At 51.0% G+C, this 13,430-nt stretch carries 13 protein-coding genes; 7 read left to right on the top strand and 6 right to left on the bottom strand.

The genetic code is table 11. The annotated features are described in order from the left end of the window. Positions 1–444: 444 nt before the first annotated feature. Genes METLU_RS0108220 through METLU_RS0108210 form a run of 3 tightly spaced genes read left to right on the top strand, consistent with a single transcriptional unit; the run spans position 445 to position 2,634 of the window. Positions 445–720, top strand: a complete 276-nt coding sequence (locus METLU_RS0108220; protein WP_027157800.1) for a hypothetical protein — start codon at positions 445–447, stop codon at positions 718–720. Further along, positions 695–1,300, top strand: a complete 606-nt coding sequence (locus METLU_RS0108215; RefSeq protein ID WP_027157799.1) for an isochorismatase family protein — start codon at positions 695–697, stop codon at positions 1,298–1,300. The genes METLU_RS0108220 and METLU_RS0108215 overlap by 26 nt, the downstream gene beginning before the upstream one ends. Next, positions 1,297–2,634 carry a nicotinate phosphoribosyltransferase gene (locus METLU_RS0108210; RefSeq protein ID WP_027157798.1) on the top strand — a complete coding sequence of 446 codons (1,338 nt, stop codon included), beginning with the start codon at positions 1,297–1,299 and terminating at the stop codon, positions 2,632–2,634. Before METLU_RS0108215 ends, METLU_RS0108210 begins: the two co-directional genes overlap by 4 nt. A gap of 328 nt (positions 2,635–2,962) precedes the next feature. Here METLU_RS0108210 and METLU_RS28945 read toward each other — a convergent pair whose 3' ends face one another. The 3 genes from METLU_RS28945 to METLU_RS0108200 all read right to left on the bottom strand — a co-directional run bounded on the left by METLU_RS28945 (position 2,963) and on the right by METLU_RS0108200 (position 5,632). After that, the gene (locus tag METLU_RS28945; RefSeq protein ID WP_269209201.1) at positions 2,963–3,541 is read right to left on the bottom strand and encodes an MFS transporter; all 579 of its coding nucleotides are present in this window, start codon (positions 3,539–3,541) and stop codon (positions 2,963–2,965) included. A 28-nt stretch (positions 3,542–3,569) separates the two neighbouring features. Next, entirely contained in the window at positions 3,570–4,157 is a 588-nt protein-coding gene (locus tag METLU_RS28940; RefSeq protein ID WP_269209200.1) for an MFS transporter, read from the bottom strand. 212 nt (positions 4,158–4,369) lie between these two features. Beyond that, positions 4,370–5,632 (bottom strand): MgtC/SapB family protein, encoded by a 1,263-nt coding sequence (locus METLU_RS0108200; protein WP_027157797.1) that lies wholly within the window; start codon positions 5,630–5,632, stop codon positions 4,370–4,372. A 387-nt stretch (positions 5,633–6,019) separates the two neighbouring features. Between METLU_RS0108200 and METLU_RS0108195 the strand changes: the two genes are divergently transcribed. After that, entirely contained in the window at positions 6,020–6,304 is a 285-nt protein-coding gene (locus tag METLU_RS0108195; protein ID WP_027157796.1) for a PA3496 family putative envelope integrity protein, read from the top strand. Between the two features lie 474 nt (positions 6,305–6,778). Continuing rightward, the gene (locus METLU_RS0108190) at positions 6,779–7,474 is read left to right on the top strand and encodes a protein-L-isoaspartate(D-aspartate) O-methyltransferase (RefSeq protein ID WP_027157795.1); all 696 of its coding nucleotides are present in this window, start codon (positions 6,779–6,781) and stop codon (positions 7,472–7,474) included. 64 nt (positions 7,475–7,538) lie between these two features. Here the strand turns inward: METLU_RS0108190 and METLU_RS0108185 are convergent, their stop codons facing one another. Genes METLU_RS0108185 through METLU_RS0108175 form a run of 3 tightly spaced genes read right to left on the bottom strand, consistent with a single transcriptional unit; the run spans position 7,539 to position 10,137 of the window. Then, on the bottom strand, positions 7,539–8,273 hold the full coding sequence (locus METLU_RS0108185) for a DUF72 domain-containing protein (RefSeq protein ID WP_027157794.1): 735 nt from the start codon (positions 8,271–8,273) through the stop codon (positions 7,539–7,541). 4 nt (positions 8,274–8,277) lie between these two features. Further along, positions 8,278–9,708 (bottom strand): RtcB family protein, encoded by a 1,431-nt coding sequence (locus METLU_RS0108180; protein ID WP_027157793.1) that lies wholly within the window; start codon positions 9,706–9,708, stop codon positions 8,278–8,280. 9 nt (positions 9,709–9,717) lie between these two features. Next, entirely contained in the window at positions 9,718–10,137 is a 420-nt protein-coding gene (locus METLU_RS0108175) for an archease (RefSeq protein WP_027157792.1), read from the bottom strand. Between the two features lie 341 nt (positions 10,138–10,478). Between METLU_RS0108175 and METLU_RS0108170 the strand changes: the two genes are divergently transcribed. Next, complete coding sequence (locus tag METLU_RS0108170) at positions 10,479–10,883, top strand: Hsp20/alpha crystallin family protein (RefSeq protein WP_027157791.1); 405 nt, start codon at positions 10,479–10,481, stop codon at positions 10,881–10,883. 6 nt (positions 10,884–10,889) lie between these two features. Next, positions 10,890–13,328: an endopeptidase La gene (gene lon, locus METLU_RS0108165; protein WP_027157790.1), complete on the top strand. Its 2,439-nt coding sequence runs from the start codon at positions 10,890–10,892 to the stop codon at positions 13,326–13,328. Positions 13,329–13,430 lie beyond the last annotated feature (102 nt).

Here is a 13,430-nt window from a genome sequence, read left to right as displayed (position 1 = left end):
ATTAAATAATTATATTTAAGCTTATGATTTGGTGAGTAAAATATTGATTTGAATTGGTCCGGTAGCCGTGAAATTAAAAAAGGAAGGTGCAAAACCACCATCTGTGGTTCATTTGCACCGATGACTTGCAAAGTTAGTGGAGCAGGGTATGCATCGCTTGCCATTTTTCTTTGCCCCGTTGTGGTTTATTGCGATCTGTTTAAGTCAATAAAGGTGAATGAATTTGCCTTCACATCCGCTAAAAGTCATCTCGTATAAGTTTTTATACTGATTTACTGGATAATTGCTTTTCGATATAAATCAACATAAATGAAATGAGTTTTCAAAATTCTCTAACCTCATCCAGAGACAGAACAGTGACGGGCGTTATTTTGACTTTAAAAATTCATTAGCATTTTTACTTTGTTAACTCTGCTGATAAAGCCACAAACCAAGGCACCGATAATGAATATCAAAATAAAAATCGCCTTATCCGTTCTACTGTTATGCGGGGGGATCTTGATGATCAGATCCGGTATTGACGCCTTTAGTGTTCCCACGCCTGAAATCGCTACGCAAGCCCGGGCGACTATGCCTCAAGATGTTAAACTGATTAATGATAAGGTTTTTGATATGCCCGGATCGGGTAATTGCGATGCTTGCCATGCTCAACCCGACCGGTCTGCTGAAGCCATGGCAGCGCCTGCGGTGATTTATGAGCAACACACACAGCGGATATGAAAAAATCAGTTTAGCTGAAGGCGATGCTCTGGTCATAGTGGACCTGCAAAATGATTTTTTGCCCGGCGGCCGTCTGGCCGTTCCGGGTGGCGAACAGGTTATACCGGTTCTGAATGGTTACATCGAACGGTTCATCAATCAAGAGCTGCCCATATTTGCGACACGCGATTGGCACCCGAAAAACCACAGTTCCTTTATTGAACAGGGCGGGCCATGGCCTGAACACTGCGTTGCCGGCACCAGAGGCGCGGAGTTTTCGGCCGAGTTGCATCTTCCTGCTTCCGTGCGGATTATCTCAGCCGGTAGTGAGGTTGAGCGCGACGGTTATTCAGCTTTTGAGACATCCCTCTGCAAGCAGCAACTCGACAGTGCTGGCGCCAGACGCTTGTTCATCGGCGGACTTGCCACCGATTATTGCGTTTTAAACACGGTGCGCGATGCACTGGCATTCGACTATGAAGTCTTCTTGTTAACCGATGCCGTGAGAGCCATCAATGTTCAGCCTCGGGATGGACAAAAAGCCATCGATGAAATGGTTCAAAAGGGCGCTAAGCCCATTACCCTTTCCATGATTTTATGATCGCCGACAGGGCATTGTTGACTGATCTCTATCAGTTGACCATGCTTCAGGGCTATTATGAGCAAAACAGGGAAGAGCTTGCTGTCTTCGAGTTTTTTGTCCGGAAACTGCCTAAAAGCCGGGGCTATATGGTTGCGGCGGGGCTGGCTCAGGTTTTGGCTTATCTCGAAGAAGTGCAATTCTCCCCGGATGAAATCGATTGGCTCGCCGGCACCGGGCGCTTCAAGCCGGCCGTGCTTGATCGGCTTGAAGCTTTCAGATTTACCGGCGATGTGCATGCGATGCCTGAAGGGACAGTGTTTTTTCCGCATGAGCCGATTCTGCGCATCACGGCGCCATTGCCTGAAGCGCAACTGGTCGAAAGCAGGCTCATCAATCTGCTGCATTTCCAGACCCTGATCGCCTCCAAGGCCGCGCGTTCGGTATTGATCGCGCCGGATAAGCTACTGGTCGATTTCGGCATGCGCCGTGCGCATGGCAGCGAAGCCGCGCTGCTGGCGGCACGTGCCAGTTATCTGGCTGGCTTCGGCGGTACCGCGACGGTGAATGCCGGCATGTATTTCGATATCCCGATTTATGGCACGATGGCGCATTCTTTCGTGCAGACATACAGCCGCGAAAGCCAGGCTTTTATCGATTTCGCAAAAGCCAATCCTGATAATGTCGTGTTGTTGATCGACACCTATGATACCGAAGCGGCTGCGCGGAAAGTCGTCGATCTGGCCGATACGCTGCATGCGCAGGGCATAAAAATCAAGGGCGTGCGTATCGATAGCGGCAATCTGGCCGAACACGCCATAAAGGTCAGAAGGATTCTCGATCAGGGCGGCCTTCAGCAGGCCACCATTTTTGCCAGCGGCGGTATTGATGAATACAAACTGGCGGCATTGATAGCCCAACAGGCGCCGATAGACGGCTTCGGCATCGGCACGCACCTGGATACCTCGGCCGATGCGCCTTATCTCGACTGCGCTTATAAGCTACAGGAATATGCGGGCATCGCCAGGCGCAAACGCTCGGAAGGCAAGGCAACCTGGCCCGGGCGCAAACAGGTTTATCGTAATTATGACGACAGTGGCTTCATGTGTGGCGATACCGTGACGGTTGAAAACGCCCCGTGCACTGGAAAGCCCTTACTGCAACGGGTCATGCAGGGCGGACGGACCGTGCTGCCGCAGCCTTCGCTGATGGAATCCAGGGAGTATGCCAAAGGGCAGTTAAGCCGATTGCCAGAAGCATTGCGCGCGCTTAGTGATACGCCCGACTATCCAGTGATCATTTCTGCCGAACTGCAAGCGTTGGCGAAAAGCGTGGATGAACAAACCTTACTTTAATCACTGATGTTACGCATCAGTTGAATTGAGACGGGCTTAAAAAGTACCGTCAGCGCGACGGTTGTTTGAATTCAACTGTAGGGTCGAATTAATTCGACCCGAAACGCTTCCCCGAGATATGGGCGTTAATAAATAGTGCGAATACCCGCAAGGGGCACAAGTAAATTCGCACCTACACACACGCATCACTATTCAGGCGACGAAGTCCTGTTAGTTCAATGAAGAATCTGTCGCCAGCGCGACAAGCAGGATAAAAAACAGTCCATGCGTAACATCAGTTAATCAACCTGCCATACACGGTAAAGCCGAGCGCTGTTTTCTCCCAGGCTTAAGGTGCTGCCCGTTTATGGTTTTTATGGAATACCAGCAGCAACATTGCCAGCACCGAAAACACCGCGCCGGCATAGAACGTCATATCCGCGCCATAACGGTCCCATAGCCATCCGGCAATGACGCTGGCCAGCAGCATGAACAGGCCGGTTACAAAATTGAACAGTCCGAATGCCGTCCCTTTCAATTCCTGAGGCGTGACATTGGCAACCATCGTCGCCAGAATGCCTTGCGTAAATCCCATATGCAGTCCCCATAAAGCGACGCCGCACATGACTGCAAGAGACGAATCGGCGCGGGCAAGTATCAGATCAGCCAAAGCCAGCAGAACAAGGCCCGCGGCCAGCAAGTAGCTCTTGCTCACATGGTCCGATAAAACGCCGGCGGGATAAGCCGATAGCGCATAGAATAGGCTCATCACGACCATGACCAGGGGAATCCAGGTGATAGACAGGCCCATTTGCTCGGCTCGCAGTACCAGAAATGCCTCGCTGAACCGGGTCAGCGTAAAGACGGCGCCTATCACGACAACCCACCAGTAGTGTTTGGAAAAAGCCTTCAGAAAAGTCAGCCGCAAGGGTGAGCGGAATTGGCGCGGCCTGGCTTTAGCGGCGGGGTTCCCTGACGCCGGCCATGATTAAAATAATCGTGATTGCCGCGGGCACAACGGCAAACCACAAGACCGTCTTCATGTCGCCGTGGTAAAGATATAACAACACTATGGCTGCAAGAGGGCCGAGAACCGCGCCGACCGTGTCCATGGATTGGCGGAGGCCAAAACAGGCGCCGCGAATGTCTGAAGGCGCTACATCGGCAATCAGGGCATCGCGCGGTGCGCCCCGAATGCCCTTGCCGATTCTGTCCAGAAAGCGCGCTGTGAATACGGTTTCCACGGAGCTTGCAAGAGGAAACAAAGGCTTGGTAAGCGCTGCCATGCCGTAGCCAGCCAGAATAAGCCATTTCCGGCGGTTAAAAAAATCGCTCAGTGCGCCTGAAAATATTTTTACGATCAGCGCGGCCGCCTCGGCAATGCCTTCAATAAAGCCGACAGTCAGCGCATTGGCGCCCAGCACAGTAACCAGAAATACCGGCAATATGCTGTGGACCAGTTCCGAAGACAAATCCATGAACAGGCTGACGTAGCCCAGGGTCCAGACGGTGCGCGGAATTTTTGGCGATTTTCTTATAAACACAAGTTTATTCTTGTTGGCTGATGCTGCTATCAAGTAAGGAATTTTTACCACGAAGAGCGCGAAGGACACGAAGTTTATATTTCTTCGCGTCCTCGGCAATAGCTCCTGCATAAGCCCCGTGGATGGGGCGAATGCAGAGAAATGACAGGATCATTTCCCGTCCATGCAGTTGTTCGTGCTCTTCGTGGTGTTTTTATACAGTGTGTATCAAATCACGCATTGATCTTAAACGCATACAAAATCGAAACCGCAAATAAAAATATCAGCCAGACAGCCGCCGCCCTCACCGAGCGGTTACGCGCGAGGACGACGGCATAAATCGCCTTCAGCAGGTTATTGCTGCCGCTTGCCAGTATTACGGCGGAAACAATGGCCGAATCGGAAACGGTAAATTCGCCGCTGAGCAACGACAGAATAAAAGGATCAATATCGGTAAAACCGACGATGATAGACAGAAAATTCAGGCCGCGACCGCCATAATTGCTGGTTACGAACTGCGTGATGGAAGTAAAGATCATAAACGATAGCGCGAACACAATGGCGGTTGATAGTTCCAGCGGGTGTTCAATAATGTTCACCTCGGACGGTTGCGATGAATCAGCCTTGAAACGAAGCAAGGCAAAGACAGTGCAGATAGACAATAGAATGGCTGCAAGAAACGGAGCCAGCAGGCGCTGACCGGCAACCGGGGCAAAAAGTAAAATAATGATCAGCAATCGGATATACATCATGGCGGTTGCCATAATCAGTGCCGATGAAACGAAGGGCGCGGCTTCCGCCAGGTGATGAGCACGGCGCCCGATAACAACGGTAGCGACGGTGCTGGAATAAAGTCCGCCCAAAACACCGGTTATCATCAGACTGCGGCTCTTGAAAAAATAAGTGTTGACCAGATAGCTCAGGTAAGAGAAACCGGAAACGATGATCACCGCCAGCCAGATCTTGTCATAGGTAACGGGCATTACCGGTGCGATGGGCTCATCCGGCAGCAATGGCAAAATAACGCCGGAAATAACAAGGAACTTGGCCAGGGTTACGATTTCTTCACTGGCCAGTTTATCGGAGATGCGATGAATCAGCGGCTTCTCGCTGAGTATTAAAACCAGCAATACGATAAAAAGTATCAGAAACCATCTGGGGAAAATGCTGACAATAGGCCCAGTCAGATAAATCAAAAGAGCCAGCAGAACGCTGAACAGCGACAGCATTTCTTTCGAGGATAACCGCCAGTAATAGATCAGCAGCATGCTCCCGAGCAGAAACAGGCCGATGCCAAACAACACATGCGTGGTATCAATGGTATAAAGAATGAATCCCAATAAGCCGATCAGAACAAAGGTTCGCGTGCTGCCGAAATGGAACTTATACTGGTTCGTGCGCTGGTAACGGCGAAATTCCAGACCGACGACAAAAGAGAATGCCACGGTCAGGGCAAATTCAATCAAGAGGGGAGGAATGCCATCTGGAAATTCCATGATCTGATCCTTTAGCGGCTATTGCGACCAAAATAATACCGGGTTTTGAATTATTGGACCCGGATAAACAGGCATCTATCACTGGTATCTTACTGTTTCTATATTGCCTTTAATAACGTGACTGAGCAATCGCGTCCCGGCAATAAATAACAGGGTATTGACTTAAGTACATTTACTAATTATGTTGCGCGCACAAATACGATATAAGTAACGGCCACTCGAAAGCGGAGCGTTTTTGATCCAGTCTGTTTACATAGTTTATTCATTGTTTCAGACTACAATGATCATCTCTCGTTCGAGTAACATTTTTAATATGATGCTTGTATAATTTTGCGTTTCAGGCATTGTTGTAAACACTAAAAACAATTTTTTATGGTTGGTTAAAAAATGAATATAAAAGCATCTCAAGCTGAATCGGATAAACCTCTGTTAGATGACGCCACTCCGGATAAATCCGCGCCGGAATCCGAGGCCAATGAAGCCAAAGGTGAAATTGACCTGGATATCGAGGATTTCGATTTAAGCGAGGATTACATCATGATGCCGGTTGAAAATGACAAGGTAGCCAAAAAGATGGCCGCGCGTAGAAAAATTGAAATGTATTGGGAGAAAAAAAAATTAAAAGAACAACTCGGCGAATTTGATGACTTTGACCTTGATTTCGATTTTTAACCGCACATCGCATGAAGCGAATTGAGTTAATCCGCTCCCGGTCCTCGACGAGAACAACTGTGGACGGTCACGTTTACGATAAATAGCCTTATTCATTTAAAAACATATTCATTTAAAAACAAAAGCCTCGGTGCAATTTCCATGATCAAGGGAGCATTGCTTTCCATAAATTTAAGTCAGCTTGAAATTGCATTTCATCAACCGATCTTTTTGAGCTGATCCTCCCCATTCAAAACCGCTGAATCAAAGATAACCGCGTAAGTAGTCATTCGAATTATATGGCTTTCAATAATGCGGTATAAGCTTCTTCATACCTACACTGGATTTCGATGCTTGGCACAAGCCGCGCCATTCTTATCATGATACGGAATGATAGGGACGGCGCGTATTCCCGCTCATGCCGGGCTGCTGGCATGAGTTACGGGCCGTCGTTTTCGCCTGCATTGACGAGCACAAATAGCGAGGGCATGACAAATGAAAGAGATGCGGCAAATGCTGTCGGACATTGAATGGGAGGTCAAGTTAACCCGCAGTATGATCGGCAAGGCGGCATTGAGCGATCGCGTCATGGCCGCCATGAAGCAGGTGCCGAGGCACAAATTCATACCCAAGGCTTTGCGCGAATACGCCTACCAGAATGGCCCCGTACCGATAGGTTTTGGACAGACGATATCGCAACCCTACATTGTCGCCTTGATGAGCGATTTGCTGGACACGAAGCCCTCCGACGTTGTGCTGGAAATTGGTACGGGTTCAGGCTATCAGGCAGCCATCCTTTCGAAGTTGGTCAGGCAGGTCTACAGCATCGAAGTCGTTGAGGAGCTGGCGACAATGGCGCGTACCCATCTGCATGAACTGGGCTATAACAATGTAGAGATTCGCACCGGTGATGGCAACCTGGGCTGGCCGGAGCATGCGCCTTACGACGGCATCATAGTCACGGCTGCGGCGCCGCATATCCCGCAGTCCCTGATTGATCAATTGCACACAGGCGCCCGCTTGGTCATTCCTTTAGGCCTGCCTTACAGCGCTCAGGAACTGATGGTTGTGGAGAAAAAACCGGATGGAAAAATCGAAACTCAGGATGTTCTCAGCGTCGCTTTCGTGCCGTTGGTCGAAGGGCGGAATACGAGTTCCTCTCATCAACCGGACAGGCACAATCCAATGTAGGGTACGCATCGCGTACCGTTTTGAGGTTTAACGCACTGTAGAAAAGTGGTACGCGATGCGTACCCTACATCCTGTTCCGAAGCAGTTTCTGCAACTCAAGCGCATTGTGGGGGGCTGCACCCTTAGCCGTATTATCAAAATAAACATGCACTTGTTTGCCCTGCCTTAGCCACTGCTCGATACGCTCGACCCACTGCATCAATTCCGGCGTGCTGTAACTGGATACATAGGTTTGCGTATGGCCATGCAGGCGAATGTAAACAAGATCCGTGGTAACGCGATCCCACATAGGCCAGGCCTCGGCATCGGACAGGCAGACAGCAATGCCGGCTTCAGCCAGATAATGTGCCGTTTCGTCATCAAACCAGGAGCGGTGCCTGAATTCCACAGTGTGACGTACGCTCTGCCATTGCAGTAAAGCGGCAATAAACTGCTGTAGCTTGACCCGATCTTTTTTGACCAGGCCGGGCAACTGCCAGAGCACGACAGCCAGTTTTTCTTTCAGCGCTTCGGCATGGCTTTTCTCAATCAGCACCGACGCGGCCGGATCGACTAATTTCTTGTGATGAGTCAGATAGCGATTGGCTTTGATAGCGAATCTGAAGGTTGCCGGCGTTTCATCGGCCCATTTTTTAAAAGTGTCGGGAGTTTGCAAACGATAAAAAGTCCCGTTGATTTCCACGGCGGGCAGCCGCTCTGCATAGAATCTCAAGCGGTCCTTGCGGCCAATGCCGGTGTAAAAACTATCCTGCCATTCTTGATAATTCCAACCGCTGGTGCCTATATAAAAGCGCGACACACGATTAACCTTTTATGCAAATAACGGGCTCCAGCCGGGCTACTTTTTTCGCCAGGCCGGCACGGTCCGCTACATCGATGACGGCATGGACGTCTTTATAAGCCAGAGGCGCCTCTTCGGCGATGCCGCGCATCGATGCGCTGCGGATAATGATGCCCTGGTTTGCCAGTTCATCAACCAATGCTCGGCCGCGCCATTGCTGGGTCGCCTGGTGACGGCTCATGGCTCGGCCTGCGCCATGACAGGCCGAGCTGAATGAACGCTGTTCACTGTCGCTTGTCCCGCAGAGTACATACGAACTGGTTCCCATCGATCCGCCTATCAGCACCGGCTGTCCGACATGGCGGTATTCCGGCGGCAAGTCGGGGTGGCCTGGGCCAAAAGCGCGGGTGGCGCCTTTACGATGAACGAACAGATTTCTTTTTTGCCCATCGATGGAATGCTGCTCCAGTTTGCAGGTGTTGTGCGAGACATCGTACAGCAGATCGAGGTGGAGGCCGGGAAATACCGTCTCCACAGCCTTGCGGGTCAAATGCGTGATGATCTGGCGATTGGCCAGGGCGCAGTTGATGCCGGCGCGCATGGCGCCCAGATAGTGTTTGCCCAATGGCGAATCCAGCGGCGCACAGGCCAGTTCCCGATCAGGCAATGAGATATGGTATTGAGCCGCCGCCATGGCCATGTCTTTCAGAAACTCGGTGCCGATCTGATGGCCCAGTCCTCTGGAACCGCAGTGGATAGTGATGACGACGGCATCGGGTTTCAGGCGGAAAACATTGGCCAGGGCCTGATCGTAAATATCAACGACGCGTTGCACTTCCAGATAATGATTACCGGAGCCCAGTGTGCCCATCTCGTCTTTTTGCCGCTCCCGCGCTTTGGAAGACACATATTGGGGCTCGGCGCCGGCCATGCAGCCGCGTTCTTCTATGAATTCCAGATCGCGGGCGACCCCAAATCCCCGTTCAACGGCCCATGAGGCACCGCCTTTCAGCATGGCAATCATGTCGTCATGATTCAGGTGGATGCGCCCGGTGCTGCCGACACCGGCCGGGACGGTGCGGTAGAGTTCATCCGCCAGCTGCTGCTTATGAGGCTGTAGATCGGCCATGACAAGGTCGGTCAGCAAGGTGCGCACGCCGCAGGAAATATCAAATCCTACGCCGCCGGCCGAAACGACGCCTCCCAGTGCCGGATCGAAGGCGGCGACGCCACCGATAGGGAAGCCGTAACCCCAGTGCGCATCGGGCATCGCATAGGCCGCTTCGACAATGCCCGGCAATGCGGCCACGTTGGTGATCTGTTCATAGACTTTCTGGTCCATATTGCGCAGCAACTGTTCATCGGCATAAATGATCGCCGGAACGCGCATGGGGCCTTGAGCCGGAATTTCCCAGCGGGTTTCATCGTGCTGTATGAATTGAGAAGTATCCATGAGTATCCTTTAAACGTCGACGACGCATTGGGCAACCCATAAGCCGTCCGGTTGTTGATAAACATGAAGCTCGGTAAGTGTTGCGCCTTTGATTTCCACGGCAGGCTGGTGTTTTTGCCGATCAATGGCTTCGCCGAAGGCCGTTGCCGTTAATTCCCCGTCATTGATGGACACCTGAAACCGGTTGAACAACAGGCGGCGAACAGCCATGGCGTAAATCAGTTCATTGATCCAGTCCAGAAACAGAAACTCGTTGTCGGGTTCTGAACAGTGTATCGGAATCGCTTCCGAAGGCAGAACCTTGGCGGGATCGGTAATGACTGCCGTCATGGCCAGTGCCGCCTGTTCGAACGCCTGTTCGAGGGTTGGCGCAATTCCGCGTATGCCCATATCGGCTTCATGTGCAAAATGTTCCCAAGAAGGCGGCATGGCTTTACTTTGCTTTCATCAGTAGGTTTTTCATAATAACATTCGATACTACGATGAAAAAAAATATCATGATATACATGTACTTACCTAAGTAATGTTACTGATTACCCTGTCGTTATTTATCGGATATAACTAAAAAATAATCATGGCTCAGGCACTTCAAAGCGCGCGAATACTTTGAATAAATCTGCAATCTTGAAATCTGATGTTAATAGACGAATAAATTGTTTTTCTGATTTCGTCCTTCTGTCACACCCTGAGTGAAACATACCCGTGCTATGGTGGTCTATTTGTTTTACTTCACATAGCATGTATAACCGACTATCTGAATTTAAGACATTATGCCATTACGTAATTTTGAATTATCAATGTGGGCGGAAGCCTGCAAAGTGCTGGATCGGGCAGAGCGACTGCATCGGCAGTTTTTCCGGCCCGTTGCCATGCAAGTCAAACATCGGGCGTGGGAGCCGCCGATCGACATTTATGAAACCCTGGATGAATTCAAAATTATGGTCGCGTTGCCCGGAGTTGAGCCGGAGCATATCAGTGTATCACTTGAGGAGGGCCACTTAATCGTAGGCGGACGGCGCTATTTGCCGGTAGATGTCGGGGCAGAGATTCAGCGATTGGAGATTCCCTACGGTCGATTTGAACGGAGCATTGAACTCCCTGAAGGGCACTTTAAATTAAGTGCGCACGAGTTCTCGAATGGCTGCCTGTTAATTTCACTGCGGAAAATAGGATGATTACATATGCGGATCAAGGACCTTAAGAATTTAATTCTGGGTTCAAAGAGCGAGTCCGAAGAGGATTCGGCCACAATCCAACAAGCTCAGGATGATTCCTCCAACATATCCATTCCCAGTGACGCCTTAGTCATTGTGCCCATGCTCGGCACTGTGCTGTTCCCTCAGGTCGTCCTGCCGTTGGTGATTGGCCGTAAGCAATCGATTGCTGCCGTGCAGTACGCGGTTCGCACCGAAAGGTCGATCGGATTGCTGTTGCGCCGGGATGACAAGGATGAGGATCCTATGCCCAATGACCTGTATACGGTCGGTACTGTGGCGGAAGTATTGCGTTATCTGACAGCGCCCGACGGTAACCACCATATCGTTTGCCAAGGCATTCAGCGTTTCCGGGTAAAGGAATTCCTGCCGGGTTATCCCTTTCTGGTGGCGCGCTGGGAGGCTTATCAGGAATCCGACGAAACAACGAAGGATATCGAGGCTCGCGTTGTAACGCTTAAAAACAAAGCACTGGAAGTGCTGAATTTATCAAAACAAGTTCCCGATGAACTGGTTAGCGCCATTCAATTGATCAATTCGCCCCCTATGCTGGCGGATCTGATTTCCAGCTATCTAATTACAAAATCCGAGGAGAAACAGCAGATACTGGGGCTATTCGATGTCCAGAAACGCATCGACAGAATACTGGAGATGCTCAATTATCGGATTGAAGTATTGAAACTCTCCCATCAAATCAATGAGCAGACCCAGGAAACAATGGGGCAGCGCCAACGAGAGTTTGTTCTGAGAGAGCAAATGAAAGCCATACAGAAGGAACTGGGCGAGGGCGAGGAAGGATTTGTCGAGATTGAGGAAATAAACAACGCCATCACGGCAGCCAAAATGCCTGAGGAAGTGGAAAAACATGCCCGCAAGGAACTGAATCGCCTGCGGCAAATGCCGGAGGCGGCCGGCGAGTATTCCATGTTGCGCACCTATCTGGACTGGCTGATAGAAATACCCTGGTCAGTTTCCAGCACAGGCGATATCGATATTAACAGGGCGCGTGACATTCTTAATGAAGATCATTACGGGCTGGACAAGATCAAGCAGCGTATTCTGGAATATCTGGCCGTGCGCAAGCTGAATCCGGAAGGCAAGAGCCCGATTCTTTGTTTCGTAGGGCCTCCGGGCGTCGGTAAGACTTCCCTAGGCCGCAGTATTGCCCGTGCGATAGGGCGCGAATTCGTACGAACCAGTTTGGGCGGTCTGCATGATGAGGCCGAAATTCGAGGGCACCGGCGCACTTATCTGGGCGCGCTGCCGGGCATAATCATTCAGTCCATTCGTAAGGCCGGCACCAATAACCCCGTGTTTATGCTCGATGAAATGGACAAGATCGGCGCGGGTTTTCAGGGCGATCCTTCCGCGGCACTGCTGGAAGTGCTTGACCCGGAACAGAATTCGACTTTTCGCGATAATTATCTGGCGGTGCAGTTTGATCTGAGCCATGTCCTGTTTATCGGAACGGCCAATGTCCTGGACAATATTCCTATCGCCCTGCGCGATCGCATGGAAGTGATAGAGCTATCCGGCTATACGGCTGATGAAAAGGAGCAGATCGCCAAGCGCTACCTGGTCGGCAGGCAGTTGGAGGCGAATGGTTTAAAGCCTGAGCAATGCACCATTACCGATCGGGCCATACGGATCATCATTCAGGAGTACACGCGTGAAGCCGGCTGCCGGAACCTCGAACGCGAAATAGGCGCTGTGTTCCGTCATGTTGCCATGAACATTGCCGAAGGCAACGTGGTTCAGGAACAGATCGATGCCGAGCAAATCCCGGCCATTTTGGGGGCGAGAAAATTTGAAAGCGATGTGGCCATGCGCACCAGTGTGCCTGGTGTTGCGACAGGGCTTGCCTGGACGCCCGTCGGCGGCGATATCCTGTTTATCGAAGCGACCCGCATACCCGGATCCGGAAAACTGATCTTGACCGGACAGCTCGGTGACGTGATGAAAGAAAGTGCCCAGGCGGCATTGAGTCTGGTCAAATTCCGGGCGGGCGAGTTCGGTCTGGGGCGGGAACTGTTTGAAAAGACGGATATTCATGTGCATGTGCCTGCCGGCGCTATTCCTAAGGACGGCCCCAGTGCCGGCGTGGCAATGTTCATAGCTTTGTATTCGGCATTTTCCGAGAGAATCGTGCAAAACGATGTGGCTATGACCGGTGAAATCAGTTTGCGCGGACTGGTTCTGCCGGTCGGCGGCATCAAGGAAAAAGTCATTGCCGCGGCGCGCGCCGGGATCAAAACGGTCATGCTGCCTGCACGCAATAAAAGGGATTTTGAGGAAATACCGGAAGCGGTCCGTGATCAGCTCCAGTTTGTCTGGCTGGAAAAGGTGGATGATGCGCTGGAGGTTGCTGTTGAAAAGGCGAGCCGGAATAATCCTGAACCTACATGATATGCAGTTGTAGTTGTAGGGTACGCATCGCGTACTACTCTTCTATCGTCTCATCAGGACTTTGAGAAGGTACGCGATGCGTACTACAGTTGGCAATGATAA

This window comes from Methylobacter luteus IMV-B-3098 (assembly GCF_000427625.1).
Classification (GTDB): domain Bacteria; phylum Pseudomonadota; class Gammaproteobacteria; order Methylococcales; family Methylomonadaceae; genus Methylobacter; species Methylobacter luteus.
The sequence above is the reverse complement of the archived record's forward strand: the minus strand, read 5'-3'. Positions and strand labels throughout refer to the sequence as shown.